Source organism: Actinacidiphila oryziradicis, from assembly GCF_005047355.1.
GTDB classification, from domain to species: Bacteria; Actinomycetota; Actinomycetes; order Streptomycetales; family Streptomycetaceae; genus Actinacidiphila; species Actinacidiphila oryziradicis.
On record NZ_SUMC01000007.1, the window covers coordinates 16681 to 41370 of the forward strand.

Annotated in this window: 23 protein-coding genes and 1 pseudogene; 17 read left to right on the forward strand and 7 right to left on the reverse strand. The window is 71.3% G+C overall.

Features of this window, described 5'->3' with window-relative positions:
• Positions 1-641 precede the first annotated feature (641 nt).
• The gene (locus FCI23_RS09585; protein ID WP_136723059.1) at positions 642-2132 is read right to left on the reverse strand and encodes a hypothetical protein; all 1491 of its coding nucleotides are present in this window, start codon (positions 2130-2132) and stop codon (positions 642-644) included.
• A 205-nt stretch (positions 2133-2337) separates the two neighbouring features.
• On the opposite strand from FCI23_RS09585, the gene FCI23_RS58185 reads away from it, so the two are divergent.
• The 11 genes from FCI23_RS58185 (at position 2338) to FCI23_RS09645 (ending at position 13462) form a co-directional block, all read left to right on the forward strand.
• Positions 2338-3042, forward strand: a complete 705-nt coding sequence (locus tag FCI23_RS58185) for a hypothetical protein (protein ID WP_136723060.1) — start codon at positions 2338-2340, stop codon at positions 3040-3042.
• Positions 3043-3135: 93 nt separating this feature from the next.
• The gene (locus FCI23_RS09595; protein WP_136723061.1) at positions 3136-3570 is read left to right on the forward strand and encodes a phage tail protein; all 435 of its coding nucleotides are present in this window, start codon (positions 3136-3138) and stop codon (positions 3568-3570) included.
• A gap of 12 nt (positions 3571-3582) precedes the next feature.
• The gene (locus FCI23_RS09600; protein ID WP_136723062.1) at positions 3583-4302 is read left to right on the forward strand and encodes a CIS tube protein; all 720 of its coding nucleotides are present in this window, start codon (positions 3583-3585) and stop codon (positions 4300-4302) included.
• On the forward strand, positions 4302-6212 hold the full coding sequence (locus FCI23_RS09605; protein ID WP_136723063.1) for a VgrG-related protein: 1911 nt from the start codon (positions 4302-4304) through the stop codon (positions 6210-6212). The genes FCI23_RS09600 and FCI23_RS09605 overlap by 1 nt, the downstream gene beginning before the upstream one ends.
• On the forward strand, positions 6212-6649 hold the full coding sequence (locus FCI23_RS09610) for a GPW/gp25 family protein (protein ID WP_136723064.1): 438 nt from the start codon (positions 6212-6214) through the stop codon (positions 6647-6649). Before FCI23_RS09605 ends, FCI23_RS09610 begins: the two co-directional genes overlap by 1 nt.
• Complete coding sequence (locus tag FCI23_RS09615) at positions 6649-8607, forward strand: putative baseplate assembly protein (RefSeq protein ID WP_136723065.1); 1959 nt, start codon at positions 6649-6651, stop codon at positions 8605-8607. The genes FCI23_RS09610 and FCI23_RS09615 overlap by 1 nt, the downstream gene beginning before the upstream one ends.
• On the forward strand, positions 8604-9161 hold the full coding sequence (locus FCI23_RS09620; RefSeq protein WP_136723066.1) for a phage tail protein: 558 nt from the start codon (positions 8604-8606) through the stop codon (positions 9159-9161). The genes FCI23_RS09615 and FCI23_RS09620 overlap by 4 nt, the downstream gene beginning before the upstream one ends.
• Positions 9158-10600: an NADase-type glycan-binding domain-containing protein gene (locus FCI23_RS09625; RefSeq protein ID WP_246143595.1), complete on the forward strand. Its 1443-nt coding sequence runs from the start codon at positions 9158-9160 to the stop codon at positions 10598-10600. Before FCI23_RS09620 ends, FCI23_RS09625 begins: the two co-directional genes overlap by 4 nt.
• 75 nt (positions 10601-10675) lie before the next feature.
• On the forward strand, positions 10676-11245 hold the full coding sequence (locus tag FCI23_RS09635) for a carboxylesterase/lipase family protein (protein WP_169316740.1): 570 nt from the start codon (positions 10676-10678) through the stop codon (positions 11243-11245).
• A 70-nt stretch (positions 11246-11315) separates the two neighbouring features.
• Positions 11316-12698, forward strand: coding sequence for a serine/threonine-protein kinase (locus FCI23_RS09640; protein ID WP_136723069.1), 1383 nt, complete (start codon positions 11316-11318; stop codon positions 12696-12698).
• A gap of 482 nt (positions 12699-13180) precedes the next feature.
• Entirely contained in the window at positions 13181-13462 is a 282-nt protein-coding gene (locus FCI23_RS09645; RefSeq protein ID WP_136723264.1) for a MerR family transcriptional regulator, read from the forward strand.
• A 10-nt stretch (positions 13463-13472) separates the two neighbouring features.
• On the opposite strand, the gene FCI23_RS09650 is transcribed toward FCI23_RS09645, so the two are convergent.
• Positions 13473-13868: a DUF2267 domain-containing protein gene (locus FCI23_RS09650; protein ID WP_136723070.1), complete on the reverse strand. Its 396-nt coding sequence runs from the start codon at positions 13866-13868 to the stop codon at positions 13473-13475.
• A gap of 303 nt (positions 13869-14171) precedes the next feature.
• Between FCI23_RS09650 and FCI23_RS09655 the strand changes: the two genes are divergently transcribed.
• Positions 14172-14852: a TetR/AcrR family transcriptional regulator gene (locus FCI23_RS09655; protein ID WP_136723071.1), complete on the forward strand. Its 681-nt coding sequence runs from the start codon at positions 14172-14174 to the stop codon at positions 14850-14852.
• A gap of 106 nt (positions 14853-14958) precedes the next feature.
• Here FCI23_RS09655 and FCI23_RS09660 read toward each other — a convergent pair whose 3' ends face one another.
• Positions 14959-15876 carry a helix-turn-helix domain-containing protein gene (locus FCI23_RS09660; protein WP_136723072.1) on the reverse strand — a complete coding sequence of 306 codons (918 nt, stop codon included), beginning with the start codon at positions 15874-15876 and terminating at the stop codon, positions 14959-14961.
• Positions 15877-16048: 172 nt separating this feature from the next.
• Here FCI23_RS09660 and FCI23_RS09665 point away from each other — a divergent pair, with 172 nt between their 5' ends.
• Entirely contained in the window at positions 16049-16522 is a 474-nt protein-coding gene (locus tag FCI23_RS09665; RefSeq protein WP_169316743.1) for a peptidase inhibitor family I36 protein, read from the forward strand.
• Positions 16523-16533: 11 nt separating this feature from the next.
• On the opposite strand, the gene FCI23_RS09670 is transcribed toward FCI23_RS09665, so the two are convergent.
• On the reverse strand, positions 16534-16905 hold the full coding sequence (locus tag FCI23_RS09670) for a hypothetical protein (protein WP_136723074.1): 372 nt from the start codon (positions 16903-16905) through the stop codon (positions 16534-16536).
• Between the two features lie 493 nt (positions 16906-17398).
• Here FCI23_RS09670 and FCI23_RS09675 point away from each other — a divergent pair, with 493 nt between their 5' ends.
• Positions 17399-17995, forward strand: a complete 597-nt coding sequence (locus FCI23_RS09675; RefSeq protein ID WP_136723075.1) for an arsenate reductase/protein-tyrosine-phosphatase family protein — start codon at positions 17399-17401, stop codon at positions 17993-17995.
• A 16-nt stretch (positions 17996-18011) separates the two neighbouring features.
• Here the strand turns inward: FCI23_RS09675 and FCI23_RS09680 are convergent, their stop codons facing one another.
• From FCI23_RS09680 to FCI23_RS09690, 3 genes and pseudogenes are all read right to left on the reverse strand, one after another.
• Complete coding sequence (locus tag FCI23_RS09680; RefSeq protein WP_136723076.1) at positions 18012-19841, reverse strand: DUF4012 domain-containing protein; 1830 nt, start codon at positions 19839-19841, stop codon at positions 18012-18014.
• A 19-nt stretch (positions 19842-19860) separates the two neighbouring features.
• Positions 19861-20520 (reverse strand): hypothetical protein, encoded by a 660-nt coding sequence (locus FCI23_RS58190; protein ID WP_211265264.1) that lies wholly within the window; start codon positions 20518-20520, stop codon positions 19861-19863.
• A gap of 156 nt (positions 20521-20676) precedes the next feature.
• Positions 20677-21273, reverse strand: a pseudogene (locus FCI23_RS09690) (sugar transferase); the annotation flags it as partial.
• Positions 21274-21483: 210 nt separating this feature from the next.
• Between FCI23_RS09690 and FCI23_RS09695 the strand changes: the two are divergent.
• From FCI23_RS09695 to FCI23_RS09705, 3 genes are read left to right on the forward strand one after another with little or no spacing between them, the layout of a single operon-like run.
• Complete coding sequence (locus FCI23_RS09695; RefSeq protein WP_169316744.1) at positions 21484-22494, forward strand: UDP-glucuronic acid decarboxylase family protein; 1011 nt, start codon at positions 21484-21486, stop codon at positions 22492-22494.
• The gene (locus tag FCI23_RS09700) at positions 22491-23375 is read left to right on the forward strand and encodes a WecB/TagA/CpsF family glycosyltransferase (protein ID WP_246143597.1); all 885 of its coding nucleotides are present in this window, start codon (positions 22491-22493) and stop codon (positions 23373-23375) included. The genes FCI23_RS09695 and FCI23_RS09700 overlap by 4 nt, the downstream gene beginning before the upstream one ends.
• Complete coding sequence (locus FCI23_RS09705; protein WP_136723078.1) at positions 23372-24682, forward strand: nucleotide sugar dehydrogenase; 1311 nt, start codon at positions 23372-23374, stop codon at positions 24680-24682. Before FCI23_RS09700 ends, FCI23_RS09705 begins: the two co-directional genes overlap by 4 nt.
• Positions 24683-24690 lie beyond the last annotated feature (8 nt).

The window sequence follows — 24690 nt, forward strand, 5'->3', positions numbered from 1 at the left end:
TCGGTGCAGCGGGTGGTGTCGGCCGCCCGCGCGACCGGCCCGCAGATCGCGCCGGTACGGTCCCGGTCCGCCCGTCCCGTCCCGCTGACCAGGGCGCCCGCCCCGCCCTCGGTCCAGCGGCGGGTCCTTCCGGCCGTGGCACCGGGGCCCGGCACGACCTCGCGGGCGGGTGAGCCTCCCGCACGGGAGTCGGACCCGGTACGCACCGCTGCCCCGGGTCGCGGTACGCCGTCGCCCGCCCCGGCCCTGGCCCCGCCCACGTCGCCCGGGCCCGGGCCCGGCGGGCTGCCTGCTGCTGCTTCTTCGTCATCGTCGTCCTCTTCTTCCTCCCTGCCCGTGGCCCCGGCCCCGGCGAGCGCGGCTCGCGTTCAGCGCCGGGCGTCGGGGCTGGGCGCGCCCAGCAGAGGCGCCGGGCATTCCACCGGCTCATCATCGGTGCCGGCACCGCCTTCGGCTCCGGTGGCCCCGGCCGGCTCCTCGGCACCGCGCCGCCGTCCGCTGCTCGGTGCCCCGTTGTCCGCCCCACCCCCGGGCACGACCCCGCTTACCGCAAAGCCGCTCCGCCCTGCTCCCGACGGAAGCGCGACCGCCGTACAGAGGTCGACGACGGGCGCCTCGACGCCTGTCCGTCCGGTTCCGGCTCACCAGGCGAGCCCTGACGTCCCGACACCCCCCGGGGTCAAGCGGCCCGTCGGCACGCCCGGTCCGGCGGTCGGCGTGCCGACGGTGAGCGGGGCTTCCGCGACTGTGCGTCCACCCCGGGCCCCGGCGGCCGCCGGTACGGACATGGGCGTGCCGTCGGTGCAGCGGTCAGCCTTGGCCGGCGGTCCGGCGGTCACGGTGCCGGCGGTCGTAGCGCCGTCGGTGCAGCGCTCATCGGTCGTCGGCGCCCCCGAGCCGGCGGTGGCCGGCGGTGCGGCGCCGGGTGCGTCCGGCACTCCGACGGCGGGTTCGGCGGGGCCTGCGGTGGCTGCGGGTTCGGGCACGGGTGGGCCCGGGGGTCGTCCGGGGGCTGGTTTGCCGCCAGTGCAGCGGTCGGCTTCGGCTGCCGTTGCCCCCGGGGCGGTGGCGGCCGGCGGTACGGATGCGTCCGGGGCGCCCGGCGCTCCGTTGGTGGGTTCGGCGCGGCCGTTGGCGGCTGGTGGTCCGGCGGTTGCCGTGCCGTCGGCGCAGCGGTCGTCGGCCGTTGGCGGTAGGGACACAGGTGGCCTGTCGGGCGGTGCGGCAGTTGCCCCGCTGGTGCACCGGCCGGCCTCGGGTCCTGGCGAGTCCGGGGTGTCCGGTGCTCCGCCGGCGGGTTCGGCGCGGCCGGTGGTGGCCGCCGGTACGGACACGGGCGTGCCGTCGGTGCAGCGGTCGTCGGTTGGTGACGCCTCCGGGCCGGCGGTGGTCGGCGGTACGGATACGGGCGCGGTGTCCCGTGCGTCCGGAGCTCCGCTGGTGGGTTCGGCGCGGCCTGTAGTGGCTGCGGGTTCGGGTGAGGGCGGGTCCGGGGGCCGTTCGGCGGTCGCCGCCGTGCCGTCGGTGCAGCGGTCGGTCTCGGCTTCTGGCGCTGCGGGGGTTCCGGCTGTGGGTTCGTCGCGCCCGGTGCCGGTTTCCGGGCCGGGGTCGCCGGTATCGGTGCAGCGGTCGTCGTCCGTCGGCTCGGCGCCGGTGGGCGGGGCTGCTGGGGGCGTGGTTTCGTCCGGGCTGGCGACATCCGCCGGTTCTGGGACGGGCAGCCCGACGGACGCGGTGCCGGTGCAGCGACTGTCCTCCTCCTCCGCCCCCAACGCCTCTGCGGATGGGTCCGGGGGCCGTTCGTCGGTCGCCGCCGTGCCGTCGGTGCAGCGGTCCGCGTCCGTGGGCGGGACTTCCGGGGCTGTGGGTTCGGCCGTGCCGTCGAGTGGTGGGGCGGCTTCCGGCGCGGCAGGGGCGGTTGCCGCGTCGCCCGCCGCTCGTCGCGTACCGGCGGCCGTACGCCCGTTGGCCCCGGCACGATCAATGGCGCCGATGGTGCGAGCCCTGTCCCTGCCCGCGTCGGCCGGTTCCGCAGCCGTACAGCGGCTGAGCACCTCGAAGGCGGTGCCGCTGCGCGATACCGCGTCCGCCCCGGCGGAGGGGCACCCGGCCCATGCCGCGACGGCGGCCACCGTCCGCGCGCCGGCACCGGCACATCAGGCACCGGCACATCAGGCACCGGCACATCAGGCACCGGCACATCAGGCACCGGCACATCAGGCACCGGCGCCGGCCGGCATCTCCGTACAGCGCTTGGCGGCTGCCCCTCGCGGCCCGCAGACGGTGCCGGGCCCCGGAAGCGGCGGCCCCGTGGTGCAACACCGTACGGCTGGAACCGTGCCCGCGTCGGGTCCCACCGTGCTCGGCGCGGCTGCCGGGGCCGCCGCCCGCCCCGCCCTCATGCATGGCGCCGGGGTCGGCCCGGACTCCACCGCTCCGCAGGGCGATGCCCCGGTCCAACGCAGCACCGACGGCCTACGGTTCAGCGGTGTGGCGCAAGCCTTCCCGGCCGTGCAGCGGTCGTCGGTCCCAGCTCCTGGCATCCCCTCGGTGCCGCGCGAACCGCGCGCGCAGGGGCGTGACCTTCCGGTGCCGCTCGCGGTGGCCGCACCCGCGCCGCCCATGGCGCTGCCGGTGCAGCGGACGCCCGCTACTCCCTCCCTGATGAACCGGATGCGTGCGTTCGTGTCGCCGGCCCGTCTCGCGGAGCCGCAGGTGACGCCAGCCGTGGTCCACAGTCGCACCAGCGCCGGAAACGGCGGCGGAAAGGACGGCGGAAAGGACGGCGGAGGCGGGGGTGGAGGCACACAGCCGCCCGCGTACAGCGAGCACAACTTCGACAGCCCGCCCGCGTACAGCGCCCAGCGCCCCCCCAACAACACCGGCCACGGCATCACCGCCCAGTTCGACGCCCGCGAGCTGAAAGACGGACAGATCGACGAGCTGACCCACCGGCTGATCGGCCCGCTGACCAGACTGCTGCGGACTGAGCTACGGCACGACCGCGAGCGGATCGGCAGGCTGCGTGACCCTCGCCGCTGACCCGCCGAAGCGCTGACCCGCACCCCCGCCCAGCGCGGCCGACAGGCCGCCCCGCACCATCTGTCTCGACCCCCCGCAGGAAGGCCGCATCCGATGCCCCAGGACGCCCTGGACCCCGGTTCCAGCATCTTCTTCAACCTGACCATCGACGGTGAGGACCTGGGGTACTTCAACTCCTGCGAAGGTCTCTCCTCCTCGGTGGAGATCCACCAGCATCAGGAGGGCGGCAACAACGGCTTTGTATGGCAGCTGCCCTCCCGGGTGACGTTCTCCAACATCACGCTGACCCGTCCCCTCACCCCCGACACCTCCAAGGTCGCGGCCTGGATCAGCTCCATCACCACCGGGGTCACCCGCCCCACCGCGCAGATCGCCGCGTTGCGCGCGGACGGCTCACTCGTCGCCAGCTGGGGGCTGATCGACGTGCTGCCGGTGAGCTGGAAGGGTCCCTCGCTGAACCCGGAGAGCCCTGCCGTGGCCACCGAAACCCTGGAGATCACCCACCACGGCTTCACGGATGCGGGGTAGCAGATGGCAGGCATGGGAAGCATAAGCGGAGCGGGCAAGAGCCTGGTGCGGGCCACGCTCGCCATTCATCAGCCGCCGATGGGCTACAGCACCACGCCGGGTGGGCTGATCAAGAGCTTCCACTTCGACTACAACCCGACCGAGCTGGCGCTGAGCCGCCGCGCCCAGTGGAAGACCACCCCGACCGCCGCCGTGCGCGACGGCGCGGTTCCGGAGTTCATGGGCCCGGAGCCCCGCGAGATGACGGTGGAGATCTTCCTGGACCGCTCGGAGGACCCGGACAGCAACGACGTACTCAAGAACGTCGAGGCACTCTTCTCCTGCTGCGAGACGACCGCTGCCAGCATCGCGGCGAAGCAGCCCTCGACCCCCTGGGTGGTCTTCCAGTGGGGGGGCTTCGCCACCGCCCGCTTCACCGCCTACGTCAGCGCCGTTGAGGCGCAGTACCTTATGTTCGGCACTACCGGCATGCCGATCCGTGCCCGCTGCTCAGTGCACCTGCACGAGATCCCGAGCAAGACCCTCGGCCAGAACCCCACCTCCGGCGCGCTCACCGCCCAGCGGGTGCACCGGGTCGTCGCGGGCGACTCGCTGCAGTTCCTCGCCTGGCGCGAGTACGGGGACGCCACCGCCTGGCGCACCATCGCCGAGGCCAATGGCATCGACGACCCGGCCCAGCTGCAGACCGGCACCGAACTCATGCTCCCCGCCGCTGAAGAGGTTGGCTACTGATGACCAAGATCGGCTACTCCAACGTCTTCAGCGTCAAGATCGCCGGAAAAACGCTGGACAAAAACGTTGCTCCGCTGCTCGTGGCGGGCTGGGTCGACTTCGGTGCCGGCGTGCCCGGCTCGTTCCAGCTCACCTTCCGCGACCAGAAAAAACTGGTACTCAGCCTGACCAACGCCGATATCGGCGCGAAGGTGGAGCTGGCCGCGGTCTCCGACGGCCAGGGCGCGCAGTCCCCGCTGCTCACCGGCGAGATCACCGCCCTTGAGACCGACTACGACGCCACCGGCACCTTCACCGTCATACGCGGTTACGACCTCGGCCACCGGATGCTGCGGCAGCGCCGGGTGGTCGCGTACCGCAACATGACCGCCTCCGACATCGCGCGCAAGCTGGCGGGTCAGGACAAGGTCCCGGTCGGCACCATCGACGCGACCAAGACCGTCTATGAGTTCATCACCCAGGCCAATGTCAACGACTGGGACTTCCTGGCCCGGCTCGCGGACGAGAACGAGATGGTCATGTCCGTGAGCTCCCGGGGCGAGTTCCAGTTCGTCAAGCCCGACCCGGCGTCCGGCGCGCCCGCGGTGAGTACTCCGGGCGACAACAGCGATCTTGTCCTGGAGGCGGGCCACGACATTGTGCGCTGCCGGGTCTCGGTCACCTCCGCCGACCAGGTGGGCAAGGTCGAGGCGCGCGGCTGGGACGTGACGACCAAGAAGCCCCTGGTCGGCCGGTCGACCGCGATCGGCAACCCCGGCATCAGGATCGGCATTACGCCCGCCACGTCCATCGTCAAATTCGGGCCCGCCACACTCGTCGAGACCGACACTCCCTACGACAAGCAGGGCGAGGTGAAGAACGCCGCCTCCGCCCTCGCCGACGACGTCACCGCCGCGTTCGCCGAACTGGAGGTGACCGTCCGCGGCAACCCCAAGCTGCGGCCCGGCGTCCCCGTCGCCCTCGCCGACGTGGGCGTTCCCTTCGAGGGCAAGTACACTGTGACCGGCGCGCGCCACACCTTCGGGGACCGCGAGTTCTACGCGACCTATCTGACCGTCAGCGGACGCCAGTGGCGCTCCCTGTACGGCCTCGCCTCGGGCGGCGCCAGCACCATGCCCCGGCTGCCGAGTGTCGCCAACGCCCTGGTCACCGACACCAAGGACCCGCTGCGCCAGGGCCGGGTCAAGCTGATGTTCCCCTGGCTGGACGGCACTTATGTCAGCGACTGGACCCGTAGCGTGCAGTTCGGCGGGGTGAACGGCGGCGGGCTGATCACCCCGGAAGTCGATGACGAGGTGCTGGTGGCGTTCGACCGGGGTGCCCTGGACCACCCGTTCGTCATCGGTGGCCTCTACAACGGCAAGGACAAGCCCGACCCCGTCGACGTCAAGCCCGTCGACCCCACCACCGGCAAGATCGTCCGGCGCACCCTGTCCGACCGCAGCGGCAACCGCCTGGACCTGCTCGACCAGCGCACCGGGACCAAGCGCGGCGTACGGCTCAGCACCGGCAACGACGCGCTCACCATCAACCTGGACCGCACCCGCACCGAGATCACCATCGACAGCAAGGGCGCTGTCACCATCAAGGGCACCCGGTCGGTGTCCGTCGAGGCGGGGATGGACCTGTCGCTGAAGGCGGGCGGAAACCTGTCGCTCAAAAGCGGCGGGATCCTGAACATGGAGGCGAGCACCATCAGCGCCAGGTCGCTCGGCCCGTTCAGCGTCAACGCGGTGAGCATGCTGACCCTGAACACGGAGGGGATCCTCGAAATCGGCGCGCTGGCCGCCGCGACCGTCAACGGCACTGGCTCCCTCATCCTCACCTCGGAGGCGAACATCCTCATGAGCGCCCCCAACATCGCGATGGCCGGTGGCCTCATCACCGCCAACGCGGTGCCGGTGATCTGATGGCAGAGCAATTCGTCGGCACCGGATGGGCGTTCCCGATGCGCATCGGCCCCACCGGCGGCATCGCCATGGTCAGCGGGGAACGGGAGGTCGAGGAGGCCATGCGGCTCGTGCTGGCCACCGCGCCGGGCGAGCGGCCGATGCGCCCCGAATTCGGCTGCGCCATCCACGACATGGTCTTCGCCCCCATCAACGAGGCCACCGCGGGCCGTATCCAGCACGAGGTGTACGTCAGCCTGGACCGCTGGGAGCCGCGCATCGAGGTGGAGGACGTCGCGGTGACCGCCGGCGACGCACAGGGTGTGCTCTACATCGACGTCCGCTACTCCATCCGCGGCACCAACAACCCGCGCAGCCTGGTCTTCCCGTTCTACGTAATCCCCTCCCACGACGAGCCGTCCTCGGACCCCGGACCGGCCACCGAAAGCGACCGCTGATGGCACTGCCCTCCCCCAATCTCGACGACCGCCGCTTCCAGCAGTTCGTCGACGACGCCAAGCGCTACATCCAGCAGCGCGCTCCGGAGTGGACCGACCACAACGTGTCCGACCCCGGCGTCACTCTCGTCGAGACGGTCGCCCACATGGCCGACCAGGTCGTGTACCGGCTCAACCGGGTGCCCGAGAAGAACCACCTCGCCTTCCTCGACCTCATCGGGATCACCCTCTTCCCGCCCTCCGCCGCGCGCACCGACATCACCTTCTGGCTGTCAGCGCCGCTGGACGAGGCCGTCCGGCTGCCGGTCGGCACCGAGGTCGCCACCTCCCGCACGGAGAGCGAGGAGGCGGTGGTCTTCGCCACCGAGCGGGAACTCAACGTCGTGTCCTGCGAGTTGTCGTACCTCGTCGTCCAGCAGAGCGGGAAGGCGATCGTCGACCGGACCTCGGACCTCGCCGAGGGCAAGGACCTGCTCTGCTTCTCCGAGTCGCCGGCGCCCGGGGACTGCGTGCTGCTGGGGCTCAGTGCCGCCGTGCCGCACTGCGCGGTGGCGCTCACCATCGACAGCCGGGTCGACGGCGTCGGCGTGGACCCCCGCCAGCCGCCGCTGGTCTGGGAGGCGTGGACCGAGGACGGCTGGACCGTCTGCGAGGTCGACCGGGACGGCACCGGCGGCCTCAACCGCCCCGGCGAGGTCGTGCTGCACATCCCCGGCGGTCACACCCTGTCCCGCACCGGACGCCGCGAAGCGGGCTGGCTGCGCTGCCGGGTCACCGACCCGCTGCCCGACCAGCCCTTCTACACCACCTCGCCCACCATCCGGTCAGCCGAGGCGTTCACCATCGGCGGCACCACCGGCGCCATCCACGCCGAGACGGTTCGCGACGAGGCCCTGGGGGAGTCCACCGGGCTCCCCGGCCAGCGGCTGCGGCTCGCAGGCGCCCCCGTGGTCGGCGACGTACCGCCGCTGCACCTCCAGGTCGTCGAGGACGACGGCTGGACCGACTGGGACGTCGTCCCGCACTTCGCCGCCTCCGGCCCGGACGACCGCCACCTCACCCTCGACGCGGCCACCGGGGAGATCGCCTTCGGCCCCTCCGTACGCGAACCCGACGGCACCCTGCGCCAGTACGGGGCCGTCCCGCCCAAGGGCGCCGTCATCCGCGCCCGCCAGTACCGCATCGGCGGCGGACGGGCGGGCAATATCGCGCGCGGCGCCGTTCAGGTGCTGCGCAACTCCGTCCCGTACGTCTCCGAGGTCACCAACCGCGAGGCCGCCAGGGGCGGCGTCGACGGCGAGACCGTCGCCGAGGCGAAGGCCCGCGCCCCCATCACGCTGCGCGCCCAGGACCGCGCCGTGACCCTGCGCGACTACGAGGAGCTCGCCCGGCGCGCCGCCCCCGAGACCGCCCGCATCACCTGCCTGGCCGGCGACGAGGAGGAGTACGGCGCCCACGCCGTACGGGTCCTGGTCGTCCCGCAGGCCGTGCCCGACCCCGGCGGGCGGCTGCGCTTCGAGCAACTCGTCCCGGGCGACGCCCTGCTGGACCGGATCACCCGGTACCTCGACGACCGGCGGCTGATCGGCACCCGGCTGGCCGTGGGGCCGCCCTACTACCAGGGCATCACCGTCGTCGCGACCGTGCACGCCTTCCGGGGCACCGACACCGACCGGGTCCGGAGGCAGGCCCACGACGCCCTCTACCGGCACCTGGACCCGCTGACCGGCGGAGCCCTCGGCAAGGGCTGGCCCTTCGGGCGCCCGGTGCAGGCGGGCGAGATCTTCGCCGTCCTCCAGCGGGTGCCCGGCGTGGAGCTCGTCGACGAGGTGCTACTCCACCCGGCCGACCCGCTGACCGGCAAGCGCGGCGACCCGACCGAGCGCATCGACCTCGAACCGCCGTCCCTGGTCTTCTCCTTCGACCACCGGGTCCGCGTCGTCGGGGACGCCTCATGAGGGGCTCGATCGACGGCCTGGGCTCGTCCGCCCCCATCGGCATGATGCTGCCCGCCGTCTTCGCCGACGACGACCTCGCCCAGCGCTTCGTCGCCGGGCTCGACGAGGTGCTCGCCCCGATCCACAACGTGCTCGACTGCCTGGAGACCTACTTCACCCCGTCGCTGGCCCCCGCCGACTTCACCCGCTGGCTCGGCGACTGGGTCGGCGCCGAAACCGACGGAGTGGACGGCGTGCCCCTGCTCCGCGCCGCCGTCGCCGCCGCCGCGCGCCTGCACCGCATCCGCGGCACCCGCCAAGGTCTCGCCGAGGCGATCCGGCTGGCCTTCGGTGTCGAGCCGGAGATCACCGAGAGCGGCGGCGCCGCCTGGAACGCCCGGCCGCTGGGCCCCGTCCCCGGCGAGCGCCGCCCGCGACTGCACGTCAGTGTGACGCTGCCCGACCCGTCCCCCGCCGACCAGCACCGGCTGGAGAGCCTGGTGGCGGCCGCCCGCCCCGCCCACATGCCCTACACGGTCCAGGTGACCGCAGCCGAAAGGACCCCCGGCAGATGAGCCCTCAGGCCTCGCAGCCCCCCAACGCCGACCCCGGCACCGAGTCCGTCGAGGGCCGGGCGCCGGACGAGATCTGCGCCGAGTGCGGTACGCCCCCCACCCCAGGGCAGTCCTTCTGCGAAGGCTGCGGCGCCGTCCTCCGCTGGACCCCGAGCGGTACAGGCAGCAGCGGCGTCACTCGCCGCTCCCGAGCCGACCGGTCCGAGGAGACCGACAAGGTCTCGGAGACCGCCAGGACCGCCAGGACCGCCAAGCTCGGGGACGCCGCCGGGACCACCGGTGCCGAGGCCGAGGCCGACACGGGCAGCACCGCCTACGCCAGGCCCGATACGACTGCCAGGACCGAGGCGTCCCGTGCCCCGAACCGGGCCCGTGGCCCGGAGCCCGCCCCGGCCCCGCCGGTCCCCGCCCCGCCGGTCCCGGCCCCGGCCGACGAGGATGCCGCCCCCGCCTACGCCGCCGCCTTCACCTCCACCCCCACCTCCGCCGCCCAGGCACCAGCACCGGCGGACCAGGACCCGGACCCGGACGCGGACACGACGCCGCTCCGCGGCGCCGCCAACGACCGGGCCCGGGCCCTGCTCATCCCCGTCGCCGACCCGGAACGCCGTACGCCGGAGGCTCCCTCCGTAGCCCCCGTCCTGCCCGGCCGGCCCATCGCCGCCCGCCCCCTCGTCCAGGGCCCCGCCGCGGTGCCCGACGAGGGCGGCACCCCCTGCCCCTGGTGCGCCACCGGCAACCGGCCCGACCGCCATTTCTGCCGCCGCTGTGCCATGACCCTGACCGGTCGCCCCGAGGACCCGGCCCGCCGCCCCTGGTGGCGCCGGCTGCGCTTCTTCAACCGGCCCGTGCCGTGGGCCGGTGAGCGCCCCCGTCTGCGCCGGGGCCTCGGCCGCATCCTGAGCTGGGCAGCCGGCGCCGCCGCCCTCGGCCTTCTCATCACCGGCGCCTTCCAGATCGGCAACGCCACCCAAGCCGTCCAGGACCACTTCACCAAACGGGCCTCCGTCGCCCCCGACTCCTGGCGCGCCTCCCATTCCTACTCCGGCCATGGCGCCGCGCTCGCCTTCGACGAACTCAACAACACCTGGTGGGGCCCCGGCGTCGCGCAGTCCGGCGACGGCGAATGGCTGGAGGCCAGCTTCCAGCAGCCCACTCGTCTCCTCGACCTGATCATCACCCCCGGCGTCTCCACCCGCGCCAGCGACCTCTCCCAATCCGCCCTCCCCCACCTCATCGAAGCCCGCATCACCGGTGCCGACGGCCGCATCACCACCCGCTTCATCACCCTCGACCGAAGCAGCGGAGGCCAGCGCCGCGCATTCCGCGTCGGCACCGTCAGCTCCGTACGCTTCATCATCCGCTCGGCCTACGGCGCCGCCGGCAACAAGCAGGTGGCCATCGCCGAGATCGAGTTCTTCGGCCGTTCCAACGGCTAGGTGTATTGACTCGCAGGGTTGTTGGCGCGGGTGATCGGGGGTTGGCCTCCGAGCAGGGTGTGGCGGCGATGGTGGTTGCACCCTGCTCCGGCCGCAGGGGCCGGGCATTGGCTTCCCCGGCCCGCACGGCCCGCGCTGAAGCAGGGGTCGCGCTGGGCGGGGGAGTTCGGCGGCCGTGACATCGCCGGGCTGCGCCGGGTCTGTGGCATTGAGCTGGTACTGAAGGGCCACTTCGGCCCGGTCACCGACGGGCGGGTGCTGACCGAGGCCACCGACGACGTATTCGACACCGGCCGGCAGCACCCCGTCCCGCTGCTGGCCGGCACCAACCTCGACGAGGGCTCGGTCTACGCCATCCCCGCCGCGTCACGCGAGCTGTCCGCCGGACCCGGCTTCGACGGCCTCTACCCGGCCGGTGACGACGGCCAGGCCCGGCGCTCGGGCCGCCGGTTCACCGGAGAGAGCCGCTTCGTCCACCCGGTGTGGCACTGGGCGAGAAACCACCGCCGGACGACCGGCGCGCCCACCTGGATGTACCGGGCTACGCCGCGCCAGCGGCCTGCAGCGGCCGGACAGGCCCTGGTCGCCGCCGTACCGCCGCGGGTGCGAAACTGTCTGCCGGCTTCCGTGCCATTGCGCCGATGAGGCTCTCCCAACTGCTCTGGGGCGTCGAGATGTTGGATCGTTCGAGCAGGTGGGCCGGTATGTTAACCGCGTGATCCCTAGTGACAGACAGCGGCTGATCGCCGAGCGATACCTGCTCCAGCGACCACTCGGCAGGGGCGGTATGGGTACCGTCTGGCATGCCACGGACCAGTTGCTCGAACGCGCGGTTGCGGTCAAGGAGCTGAACCTGGGGGATGGCGGTGGGGGCGAGGAGCCCGCCAGACGGCAGCGCCGGGCGATGCGGGAGGCCCGCGCGATCGCCCGCGTCTCCCACCCCAACGTGGTCGGCGTACACGACCTGGTCCAGTACGAGGACCGGCTCTGGATCGTGATGGAACTCGTGGACGGCCCTTCCCTCGCCGCCCACCTCGCCACCGCCGGCCCCCTGCCCGTGCCCCGCACCGCCGAGATCGGCCTGCAGCTCCTCGGCGCCCTTGCGGCGGTGCACGCCGCCGGTGCGCTGCACCGGGACGTGAAGCCCGCCAACATACTGATGCGCCCGGACGGCAGTGTCGTACTCACCGACTTCGGCATCGCCGCCCTGTCCGACGGTGAGCAGCTGACCTCCACCGGCGCACTGCTCGGTTCCGTCGACTACATGGCTCCTGAACGGCTGCACTCCGAGCCGGCCGGACCGCCCAGTGACCTTTTCTCGCTGGGCGCCACCTTGTGCGTGCTCGGCTCCGGCCAGTCCCCGTTCGCCCGCCCGGCACCCGCTGCGGTGCTGCACGCCGTGGCGTACGAGCACCCGCAGATCCCGGACCGGCTGGGCCCGCTGCGTCCGCTCGTCGAGAGTCTGCTGAGCAAGAACCCGGCGGACCGCCCCTCCTCGTCCGACGCGGCCGCCGTCCTGCGGCCGATGGCCGTCCCGGCCTCGCCGGCCTACACCAGAACCCTCACGGCCCAGATCCTCCCCACCTCCCCGCCCCGCCCACGACGCCGGCGCTGGCTGCGCTGGGCGGTGCCGACGGCCGCCGTGCTGCTGGCGGGCTCCGTCACCGTCGGGTTCCTGTCGGCCCGTACGCCGGTCCGGTCCCGAAAGGTGACGGTCTCGGCGCTGACGACCTGGCGACTGGTCGACCTGCCCATTCACAAGGGCGACCGGGTCAGCGTGCGCTACCTCTCCGGCACCTGGACGGTGGACAGCAAGCGGCCCCGCTCCGGCCCCGAAGGGTTCAGCAGCCCGCAGGACGCAGCCGTGACGGCCATCGCGGGGGGCTGCAAGGTGAATCCCGATGTGCCGTTCGCCGCCTTGCTGGCCCGGTTCTCGTACGAGAAGCCGGGCTCGAACCACAGCCTCCAGCAGCACCAGTGGGCCTACACCGCCGCCGCTGCCGGGCGGCTGGCGCTGCGCATCAACGACGGCGACGGCTGTCTGGCGGACAACGCGGGCACCGTCACCGTCCAGGTACGGGTCACCCCTTCATCGTGAGGCGTGAAGCGATGACGGTCCGGCCGGGTGGAAATCTATCGCGGCCACGGTAGACATCTCTGTTTGCCGGGGTTAGTGTTTTGCTTGTAGCCAGGACAGCGAGTGAGGCGCGGCAGAGACGAATCACCGCGCAGTCCCGCAGTCCCAGCAGTAACAAGGCTGACGACAAGGATCAAGGAGGCAGACGCCATCAGGACCGCCCGGGCGGGAGAGAGCCCGCCCGGGTACCGCAGGCCCCCGAAATGGGAGGTGGTCCCCGGTCATACATACGCGATCCCCGCACTTCCGCCCATCCCCCAGGCGGTTGTGCGGACGCAGAGAGCCGGCGCAGTAGGCCGGCTGATGGTGCTGATTCCTCGGGGCTCTGGTGTCGTACGACACCAGAGCCCCTCGACGCGTTCTACAACGAGGTGCAAGTGACCGCAGAAACCAATCCCAGCCCCAAGGACCGTCTTGATGATGACGACTACCCCGCCTACACCATGGGCCGCGCCGCCGAAATGCTCGGCACCACGCCTGCCTTCCTGCGGGCCATCGGCGAGGCCCGCCTGATCACTCCCCTGCGCTCGGAGGGCGGCCACCGCCGCTACTCCCGCTACCAGCTGCGAATAGCCGCGCGGGCCCGCGAGCTGGTCGACGGGGGCACCCCGGTGGACGCCGCGTGCCGCATCGTCATCCTCGAAGACCAGCTCGAAGAGGCCAAGCGCATCAACGCAGAACTGCGCCGCCCCGCCACCAAGCCCCGCCCCAGGACTGACGCCTGACGCCTGGCGCTCAGAGCGGCTGGGGGCGGCCGAACAGCAGATCGTAGCCCGGGGGAAGCTGGAGGAGAACGCGGCCCATCAGTTCCTCGTCGGCAGCGTCGGCCACGACACTGAGCACCGCGCTGACGTCCCATTTCGCGGTCTCTTCGGTGGCTCCTTCGATCCATGCCGCTGTCGCCCGCACGAACCGTTCGGGGGAGAGCGGCTCTGGTGCCGGGAGCGGGTTGAGAAGTACCAGCGCGTACGTCTCGGGAAGCCGTGCGGCCAGCTCCGCTCTCTCAGAACCCACTATGTGCGCGCCCAGGAGTCCGAGCACGACGCGACCCGCCCGCTCGGCTTCCTCCGGCGAGGAGTATTCGCCCCGTTCCTGGACCGCTGCCAGGAACGCGTCCCATCTCATCACCATGCCGGACCCCTTTCGGGTCTGTGCCGCTTCCGGGCAGTGCTCCGGTCGCGGGCCGGGGGCGCCGGGCCAGGACCCCGCCCTGCAAGCGGATGGTTCAGCTGCGGAGCTGCCTGGGGTTGTTGCCACCACTGACTTATATAACTCCCAGCAGCAAACTTGACAAGTCTCCACTCAGGTTGGGCGTGTTGCGGAACGGCCGGCGCGGATCGCCATATCGACCGGAGCGCCGGGCGACTGGGATCCACCGGCACGGTAAAGTTAGCGAACGGTAGCTCAATGCATCGGACCGGAGGGCGGCGGGTTATGGCGGACGCGGTCGCTGACCTGCGTGAGGACGGGCACACCGACTGGCGCGAGTACGGGCCGTTGGCGCTGCCGCCGATCCTCGCCTGTGCGCTGGACCTCATCGCGGAGCGGGGCTATCACGCTACGTCCGTACGCGACCTGGCCCGCCGGGTGGGTGTCACCGTGCCGGCGCTGTACTACCACTACGAGAACAAGCAGGCGATCCTTGTCGAACTGCTGATGGGCTCGATGGGCTCGGCGCTCGGCCGGTGCCGCACCGCTGTCGCGGAGGCCGGACACGATCCGGTGGACCGCTTCTCCGCGCTGGTCGAGTGCGTGGTGCTGTTCATGACCCACCGGGCCTCGCTCGCCATCCTGGACACCGAGCTCCGCAGCCTGGAGCCTGCCAACCGGGAGCGGTTTGTTGCCGCCCGCGACGAGCTGGAGGCACTGATGCGGCGCACCGTGCTCGAAGGCGTCGAGGCGGGCGACTTCACCACTCCCTACCCGACGGACGCCGGCCGTGCGGTGCTGGTGATGTGCCAGGCGGTGGCCCAGTGGTACCGCCCGGACGGCCCGCTGGACGCCCAGCAGGTCGCGGAGCGCTACGTCGCCATCGCCCTGGCCAGTGTGGGCCACCGGTCGCGTCCCGACGACAAGCGTCGCCCGGCCCGGAGCGCGGCGACTGCGGCTCGCTGAGCCGAGGAGAAATCGCTCGCGCTCGCGCGGCGCGGAAGGCCGGGCCGGTGAGAAGGATGACCGGGGCTGTTGCAGTGACAGAAGCGTGGGCGCGCCAAGCCGCCCGCTACCGGCCGTGGTTGTCCGCCGGGCCGCCCGTGTCCGCGGGGGTTGTCTCGCCTCCCGCGCAGGCGAGTACGTCGCTGACAATGGCGCACGCCTCGGCGGCCTGCGGCCCTTGGACCGCCAGCATGGGGCTGCTGCCATCGGACCGGCTGTCGGGCAGGGCGGTCAACTGGTCGTCGCCCGACTCGCTGATGGACATCTCCCGGACATCGCTCGAGTACGGCGATACTTCCGCCCACGCCGTTCCACAGGACGCACTGAACCGCAGCTGGAGGGACCGTCCCGCCACGTGAATCGTGTCTTCTGTGCGCGCATCCTGTTCGCAGTCAAAGTGATTGGGGTACTGCCCCTGGCAGCTCAGCCCCCGGCAGATCGCGGAGGCGGTGGAGTCGGCCGGTCGTGGCGGGGGTTGGTGGTGCCCGGCGGCCGAGCCCGCGGATCTCCTCCGCGATGACGCATTGTCGTCCGCCCAGATCGCGAAGACCGTGGCCGGCAGGGCAAGCAGAGCCGCCCCGATCACGGCGACCAAAGCGTTGCGTCGTGCGTGCCACCGCCGCGAGGTCACCGAGGTCACCGAAGTCACCGAGGGCTCCGAGGGCTCCGAGGGCTCCGGGGCCGGCGGGGCCGTGGGCTGCGGAAGGCCGTCGGTGGGGGCGGTCCAAGCCCGCTGCGCCAGGCCCCACAACCCCATGAGCCGGGCGGCGTCCGCACCCGCGAGCACTCCGAGCGCCTCGACGGCCTGCCGCGGTGGGAACTTGTCGCCGCTGAGATAGCGGTGCCATGCGGACTTGCTGTACGGAGTGCTCTCGGCCAGCTCGACCAAGCTAAGCCCGGTGCGCAACTTCAAGCGCCGCAGCTGCTCCACCAAGAGGCGAACATCGGGGTGCAGCGATTCGGACAGCGGCTGCCAACGGCTCATATCCCATCCCTGTACCTAATCTGCCGATCCTGTGGGACATCCCCGCACGGTGCGAGCTGGGACGTCCCACTTCTTTCCCTGAAACGTCGTGATATGTACCCCGATGTGTCGGCGTGGCAAAGCTCAACTCCGGAGGGATCACCCCCTAGAACCGAAAGGAGCATGGGACACCATGTCGATTTTCAAACGCCTGGCCGTCTTCGCCGCAGCGGTCGCCGCCGTTGTCGGGCTTTCCGGGAGCAGCGCGACCGCCGCGGCTCCGCCCCCGGGGCACCACGCCGCCGCCCACCATGCGACGTACCACCGGCACGCCGGCACGACACGTTTCGCGGTGCGGCACCACCACCACGCCAGGAAGCACGGGCCGCTCGGGTGCCCCGCCGGAGCGCTGTGCGCGTTCACCGGCGCCAAGTACACCGGCCACCTGGCCTGGGTCGCCCATTCGCATTCCAACCTGCGCCACGCGTACACCTTCCAGCACGTGAAGTCGCTTTACAACAACTCCCGGTGCCGCAGCGTCACCACCTACTCCCACACCCACTACCGCGGACGCCCGCTGACCCTGCGCCACGGCACGGGCGTTCGGCACCTGAGGCCGCACTTCCTCCGTCGTCACATCGACTCCGTGCGCTGGCACCACTGCTGACCCCCACCCGGTCATGAAGCGGCACCCGCCCTGTTGCGCGACAGAGGGCGGGCGCCGCGCAAGCACGTAACCGTCTCGCGGAGCGCTCCAGGCTTCGCCCTTGAGGCAGTCAGCCCCCAGCGGTCGTGGAGCTGATGCCAGTTGGCCGGCAGCGTTGACACCGTCCATGTCTCGAACTGCTTGACGATGGGAACTTCGACCATGACGGTGACGAGCAGAGCGACGATGAACAGGGCCAATCCCGTCAACGTCAGGTAGAAGGCCCGCGGATGCCCGCTGTACGCGAGCACCAGAACCGGGACCGCCGACAGCAGGGCGGCTGTCATGTTCCGGCACAGCCGGTGCACGATCGCGCGGAAGACCTCCGGGCTGAAGGCGCTCATGGACCTGGCCAGGGCCATGAGCGCGCGAACCCCCGGCTCATCGCCGTGGCCGCCGAAGTCCCGGCCCGGCGGGCCGGGATCCGGACGGCACCCGCACACCCGCACAGGTTCAGGAGGCGGTGACCGCCGACGTCCACCGCGCGGCCCAGCTCATCAGCACCGGCCTGAGTTCGTTCGAGGGCTTCGTGCAGGGCGGAGATGATCGTTGACCTTCATGTCATCCAGAGCCTTGACTTGATCAGGCCCTCCACGAGCGGTTTCAAGGTCAGTTTCTTGATTCGCGGCTGCCCCGACGCGACTTTGAGCACGCCTGCCGCGACGAGAGCGCGTTTCCAGCTCGGTTCGTTCCAGGTCCTGTAGTGGAGGAAGTTCCGCTGCGTCGCCAGCCGCCCCGAGGGTCGAGGACAGCCACGCCGCAAGGGATAGTTACCTTGCAGCGATGGGCCCGGCGCGGCGGACGGACGGGCGCGGCCTTCGCCGCGATACTTTTGCCATGCTGGACGTCTCCGCCCCGTCGGCCCGCGGACACTGGCGGCTGCCCTTCCGGGTGCTCATGGTGTGCACAGGCAATCTGCACCGCTCGCCGCTGGCTGAGCGTCTGCTGACGGCCCGATTGGGCTCGTCCCGGGAGATGTTCCAAGTGAGCAGCGCCGGCACAGCCGCCAGGGCGGGAACCCCCATGGACCCGGTGGCCGCGGCTCTCCTTGCCGGGCTGGGCGGGGACCCCTGCGGTGCCATGGCTCGGCGGCTGACCGCGGAGCTGGTGGAAAACGCCGACCTCGTGCTGGGCGCTGCGACGGAGCACCGCGATGCGGCGGTGCGGCTGTCACCCGCCTGGGCGCTGCGGCGGACGTTCACCTTGCGTGAGTTCGCCAGACTGCTGCGAGCCGAAGACGCCGACGGGGTGGCCGAGCCTGCGGACCGGGCCGCCGAGCTGGTCCGCGGCGCCGGGGCCCGCAGGGGGGCTGAGGGCCGCGGTGAGGACGACGACCTGGCCGACCCGTACGGCGCACCCGAGCGGGTGGCGCGGTCGTGCGCGGGGCGGATCGCGGAGTCGGTTGAGCGGATCGCCGTGGCCTTACTGGGCTGACCTGTACCAGCGGCTGTCAACGGCTGCACCGGGGGTACGGCCGCACGGTGGACTGCAAAGGCCGCACCAGCGGCTGGCGCAGCACGACCGGCGCCGGCGTGGCAGGAGGCTCGACCAGGTACAGCTTGAGCGTGCGGGCCGATTGCGCGGGCAGCTCCATGTCCAGTGTGAAAACGGGATGCCCGCGCTCCGTGGCGCTGTTCAGCAGCGCGGTCCGGCCGTCCAACGTAGCCCTGGTGAAGACCGCTCCCGTGCTCGCGAAGTAGGAGACCAGCAGCCGGTTGTCCCCCGGCCTGGTAGCGTACGGCGGTCTGTCCACCCTCTGGGTGACGTACGTGGGGAGCCCGGAAGCCGGGGCCCGGTTGGTGAGCGTGGCCGTCACCGTGATCTCTCGCCCGTACCGGCTGCACTGCTGCGGCTCCCAGTCCAGCTTCCGGTCGAGGTAGTAGTCGAGTTTTGATCCGGCTGCGTTGTTGACGACCAGTCCGGCGAACGGTGCCGGGCCGTCCGGCAGGTCGCCCGCGAAGTGGTGCCGCTGGAGTTCCCGTTGCTCGGGCGGATGAGCGCTCCACATCGTGACCCGACCGTCGTTCAGCTCTGTGCGCAGAGCGGACAGCAAGGCAGGCACCCGCCGGCCGTCGGCGGCGGGGAGCAGCTTCGCGGCAGTGGCACTGGCTACGTCGAGGAAGAAACCCTTGCGCTCCATGGTGTCCGCGAAAGCCGCGTAGCTGGTGCGTTCGGTCAGATCCACCACGTTCCCGGCCGACACGATGGTGCCGTCGGCCAGTCGCGCCGGACCGGTGACCGCGAGCAGTCCGGCCATCGCGCCCGGGTCGAGGGCGATGACCCCGTCGGCCTTTTTACCACTGTGATGCGACCAGGCGTTCGCCCAGATCTGCGCGGCGTAGGGGAAGTGCGGACTGAGGTTGGCATTGACCCAGGTGGTGGTGGGCGCGTTGAGTGAGTATTCGGCGGTGTACTCCTTGCCGAAATCCACTGTGGCGTGGGCGTTGGCCATCAGTGTGTCGTTGCCGAAGTCCCCGAAACTCAGCTTCCCCTGGGAAGCCGTCAGGACGGCGAACGCGCCGGGCAGCCCCCCGGTGCCCCGGGCCTCGGCCGTGTTCTGGAAGATCACCAGATACCGCCGTTCGCCCTCCGCGCCCATCATGGCGGGAAGCACGCGGGCCGCCGTGGCGGCGTCGGCCGTGGCCGGCGCGAGCCGATCGAGCTGACCCTTGAGCCGCGTACGGGCCTCGTCCGCGGTCGGCAGCCAGGTGTGGGGCGGCAGCCCGGCCGACCGCGTACGCGTGTCGGATGCCACGTGCGCGGCGCGTTCCAGGGAGGGAGCCGCGCGGCGCAGCGCGGCGAGGTCGATGGGGCTGCCGGCCGCCCGCGCATCGGCGGTGAGGTCGGCCGCGAGGCGTACCAGCGGGGGAAGAACGTCCGCTGTGACACGGTTGGTGGCCCATGCCGCCCCGCGCACGGTACGCACAGGGTCGCCCAGAACGGGGACTTGCGCCGCCAGATACCATGCCGGGCCGGTGGTGTAGCGGTGGGCCCGAGCGGCGTGGGCGGCGGCGGAGCGCACTTCGGGCGCCAGGGAGCCGAGGCCCTGCGCCCCGGCTGTGGGCGCTCTCGTTGCCTTGAGGTTTTGCAGCGTGGCCAGGCTGCGTTGCGTGGCCAGCAGCTCGTTACGGGCCAGCACACCGGTGAGGACGATCCATGCGGCTCCGGCGAGCACCAGGCCCACAGCGCCCCACAGCAACGGCCGGGCCCGGCGACTAAGGCGTCGCCGGGCCCGGAAGCCGCTGCCGGCTTGATCGTGGAACCTTTCACGAGGGGGCATCAGCGGTGCTGCCCCCTCGTCATGCGCGCCGGCGCCGGCGCATGAGGTACGCGCCACCGCCGAACGCGCCCAGGGCGGCGACCGCGCCGGCCGCGGCCAGGGTGCGGCCCGGACCGTTTTCCGGCTGCGTGACCTGGTTGGCCACAGGCGCCGTGTCGATGTCGACCGCGGCTGAATCTGCCCTCCCGCGGCCGGGATGGCCGGGATCAGCGGGATGGCCGGGATGGCCGGGACCACCGGGATGGCCGGGATCGCCGGGACCGCCGGGCAGCCCAGTGACGGTGATGTAGGCGGACAGATACAGTCCTGAGTTCGAGCCGGTCAAGGAGAAGCTGTAGATACCGGTCCGTGTGTTCCGGGGGATGGTTACGGTGCCCCTCGCCACACCGGACGGGTCGGCGTGGACGACGCCCAGCAGCGTCGGGTCGGCCTGGCCGGCTCCGGTGCGTACTGGAACCGTGAGCCGCGCGGCGAGCGGTTCGCCCGGGGCGAAACTGGTACCGACGAAACTCAGCGGGCCACCCGCGAACGACGTGGTGGAGCTGAGGACCATTGGACCGGTCCCCGGCGGATAGGGGGCGGCACTGGCGGCCGGCGCCGAGACCACCGTTGCGGGAACGGCGAGTAGAACGGCGGCGGAGGCTGCCAACGCGATGCGCCGAATCGAAGGTATTGGCATCGTCTTCCGGCTCCTTCAACTGAGACTCGTGTCCGGCTGCCGGCGCAGCTGGGCAGGCGTGTGAGACGCAGGGATAGATACGGCCTCGCGGGCTCCGGATAACGGTTCCGACGGCAGGACCCTTCGGATGGGCGAGCGAAAAGCACCGGACAGGCCCTAGTAGGCCCCGTTCCCCCGCAATACCGCCGCCGGGGTCCGGGCGAGGATGAGCAGGTCCAATCGGAGCGACCGCGTGTCGACGTACGTCAGGTCCAGACGCAGGGTTTCGTCCCAGCTGAGGTCGGACCGGCCGCTGATCTGCCAGAGCCCGGTGAGGCCGGGTCGGACCAGCAGCCTGTGGCGCGCGTCCCCGGTGAACGCCGAGTCCTCCAGCGGCAGCGGACGCGGGCCGACCAGCGACATGTGGCCCATCAGCACATTGAACAGCTGTGGCAGCTCGTCCAGTGAGAAGCGGCGCAGCCAGCGGCCCGTACTGGTGATACGCGGGTCTTGGCGGATCTTGAACAGGTGCCCGCCGGTCTCGTTACTGCCGGCCAGGGCCTGGCGCTGCCGCTCGGAACCGACCCGCATGGTGCGCAGCTTAAGAACGTGGAATTCCCTGCCGTGCCGCCCCGTCCTGCGCTGCCGGAAGAGTACGGGGCCGCGGCTGTCGAGCGCGACGGCGACAGCCGCGGCGATCAGGACCGGGGCCAGCAGCACGATCAGGACCGCGGCCCCCATGACATCGAAGGCCCGCTTGACCGCTTCGGCGCCTGATCCGAGCATCCTGACCTCTCCCTACTGCTTAACGCCGAGCGGGGGATAAACCGCTCTGACGGCGGGTCGGCTTCAGCCATTCGACGCTGCGGCCTCGCGCATTCCGGACATATGAATATAAACATGGCGTCAGTTTGGGTTCCTTCATTGACACTTCGGGTTGGCCCATAGGGGTGGGACGTCCGGCCCGGCGGCGAGAGGACTGTCATGCGTGCAGTAGTGACCGGCGGGGCCGGGTTCATTGGCTCCCATCTGTGCGAGCGATTGCTCGCCGAGGGCGGTGATGTGGTCTGTGTGGACAACTTCCTGACGTCCGGTCTGCACAACATCGAACATTTGATGCAGCACCCGCGATTCCGGTTCAGCTACCGGGACGTCTGTCAGGGCCTTGAGGTGGACGGCCCGGTGGACGCCGTATTCCACCTGGCCTCGCCTGCTTCGCCCACGGACTATCTGAGGCTGCCCCTGGAGACCCTGCGGGCCGGGTCGGCCGGCACCTGGAACGCCCTGGACCTGGCGGCTTCGAAAAACGCCCGGTTCCTGCTGACCTCAACCTCCGAGTCGTACGGCGACCCGCAAATCCACCCGCAGACCGAGGACTACTGGGGCAACGTCAACCCGGTGGGACCGCGCTCCGTCTATGACGAGGCCAAGCGATTCGGTGAGGCGCTGACCATGGCGTACCGCAGGAGCCGCGACGTGGACGCGAAGGTCGTCAGAATCTTCAACACCTTCGGTCCCCGCATGCGCCCCGACGACGGCCGGGCCATCCCTACCTTCGTCCGCCAGGCGCTGGAGGGAAAGCCCCTCACGGTCACTGGCGACGGCACCCAGACCCGGTCCCTGTGCTACGTCGACGACATGGTCGGTGGACTCGTCCAAATGATGGCCGGCGAGCACGGCGGCCCGGTCAATCTGGGTACCCCGCACGAGGTCTCCATGCTCCACCTCGCCGGATGGATCATCGAGCTCACCGGCTCGTCCTCCGAGATCCAGCTGGTGCCCCGACCGCAGGACGACCCGGAGAAACGCCGCCCTGACATCACCATGGCCCGCGAACTGCTCGGCTGGGAACCGAAGACCACGGTCGAACGGGGACTGCGCGAGACCATTGTCAGCCTGAGCAGCCGGCTGAACCAGGAAGCCTCGGTCGGGCACGGTACCGTGCCCTCCGCCTCCGGCCCTGCCGACGCACTCACCGTGGGAGTGCAGTCGTGACGATCCTGGCAGGCATCGCGTCCGGCCACCGGGAGGTTCCCGTCGTCGGTTGTCTGGGCGTACCCATTGCCGCCCACACCCGCGAGAGTGCTGCCCGCCAGGTCATCCAGCTGGCCCGGCAACACCGCGATGCCCGCCCGGCCGCTCCCGCCCGCGGCAGCGACGTACACCTGTGCAACGCCCACACACTCTCCCTCGCCGACCGCGACCCGGAACTCCATGGCATCCTGCGCGGCGCCGCACTGAACCTCCCTGACGGCCAACCCGTGGTCTGGGCCAACCAGCTGCTGCACCGGAACACGCCACTGCCCACCACCCGGGTGTACGGCCCCGATCTCTTCCTGGACGTATTCGCCCTCGGACAGGACGCCGGACTGCGGCATTACCTGCTCGGCTCCACCCCCGAGGTGCTGGACGCACTGCAGCGCGAACTGCGCCGCCGCTTCCCCCTTGCCCGTATCGCCGGCGCCTGCTCCCCGCCCTTCCGCCCCCTGAGCCCCCGCGAGCTGCACGACCAGCAGCAGGACATACTCGCCTCCGGCGCCGACATCGTCTGGGTGGGCCTCGGCACCCCCAAACAGGACCTCCACGCGGCAGAACTCGCATCGTCCCTCCCGGTTGTATGCGCCGCCGTCGGCGCCGCCTTCGATTTCGTCGCCGGGCACAAACCGCAGGCGCCCGCGTGGATGCAGCGCGGCGGCCTCGAATGGACCTTCCGTCTCGGCTGCGAACCCCGCCGCCTGTGGCGCAGGTACCTGTTCGGCAACGCGCGGTTCGTGTGGGGCGTGGCCCGGCAGTCGATGGGGACCACGGCGTGGCAGAGCGGGTCGCCCCTGTCCGCTACCCCCGCGGCTGCTCTCGCCGGGGAGAACGCCTCATGACGTCCCGAGCGCAGCGGCCAAGAAAGCCGGCAGTCCCCGAACGAGTCCGGGCTGCCGTACTCGGCCTGGGCTACGTGGGCCTGCCCGTGGTCCTCGCAGCAGTGGAAGCCGGTGTCGAGGTCGTCGGATTCGACGTGGACGCCAGCCGGATCGCGGTCCTGGAGATGTGCCGGAGCCCGGTCGACACGGTCACCGACGAATCCCTCGGCCGTGCCCTGGCGACTGGGCGGCTCTCGTTCACCAGCAACCCCGACGACCTGGCTGCGGCCACGACGTACGTGATCTGCGTACCGACGCCGCTGCTGGACAAGCTGCCCGACCTGTCCATGGTGACCACCGCCGTCGGGTTCGTCGCGCGGTCCCTGAGCCCCGGCGACCTGGTGAGCCTGGAGTCGACGACCTACCCGGGCACCACCGAAGGGCTGGTGGCCGACCAGATCGAACAGATCTCGTCCCTGGTGGCCGGCCGGGACTACCACCTCGTGTTCTCCCCGGAACGGATCGACCCGGGCAACCCGGAATTCGGACTGGGCAACACGCCCAAGATCGTCGGCGGAGTCACCAAGAAATGCACGGCAGCGGGGACCACCTTCTACCGCAGGCTGGTCGACCGCGTGGTCCCCGTCTCCTCACCCAGAGAGGCCGAGACGGCCAAACTGCTGGAGAACACCTTCCGGCACGTCAACATCGCACTCGCCAACGAGATGGCCGTCTTCTGCCGCGAACTCGGCATCGACCTGCACGAGGCGATCGGCGCCGCGGCCACGAAACCCTTCGGGTTCATGCCCTTCTACCCCGGCCCCGGGGTCGGGGGCCACTGCATTCCCATCGACCCGGCGTACTTCTCCTGGCGAGTGCGCCAGCTCGGCCTCTCCTTCCGGTTCGTCGAGCTCGCGACGGAGATCAACGACCGCATGCCCTCATACGTTGCCTCGCGGACCGCCGAGATGCTCAACGCGGTCCGGAAACCGGTCAACGGCGCATCCGTCGTGCTCGTCGGGGTGGCCTACAAACGGGGGATCGGCGATCTCCGGGAGTCGCCCGCGTTCTCCCTGGCCCGGCGGCTCATGCGATCCGGCGCGGAATTGTCCTGGCACGACCCCCTGGTGTCCGAGTTCGTGGTCGACGGCATCGCCCTGCCCGAGGTCAAGTCACTCGGCCGGGACGGCCTCTTCGGCGTGGACCTGGCCGTCCTGCACACAGACCACTCATGCCTCGACCTGGACGGGCTGGTCCGCAACGCCCCCCTGGTGCTCGACACGCGCGGGGCGCTGAGCGGACGGGCACCCAGCGTCGAGGGGCTCTAGAAAGCCTG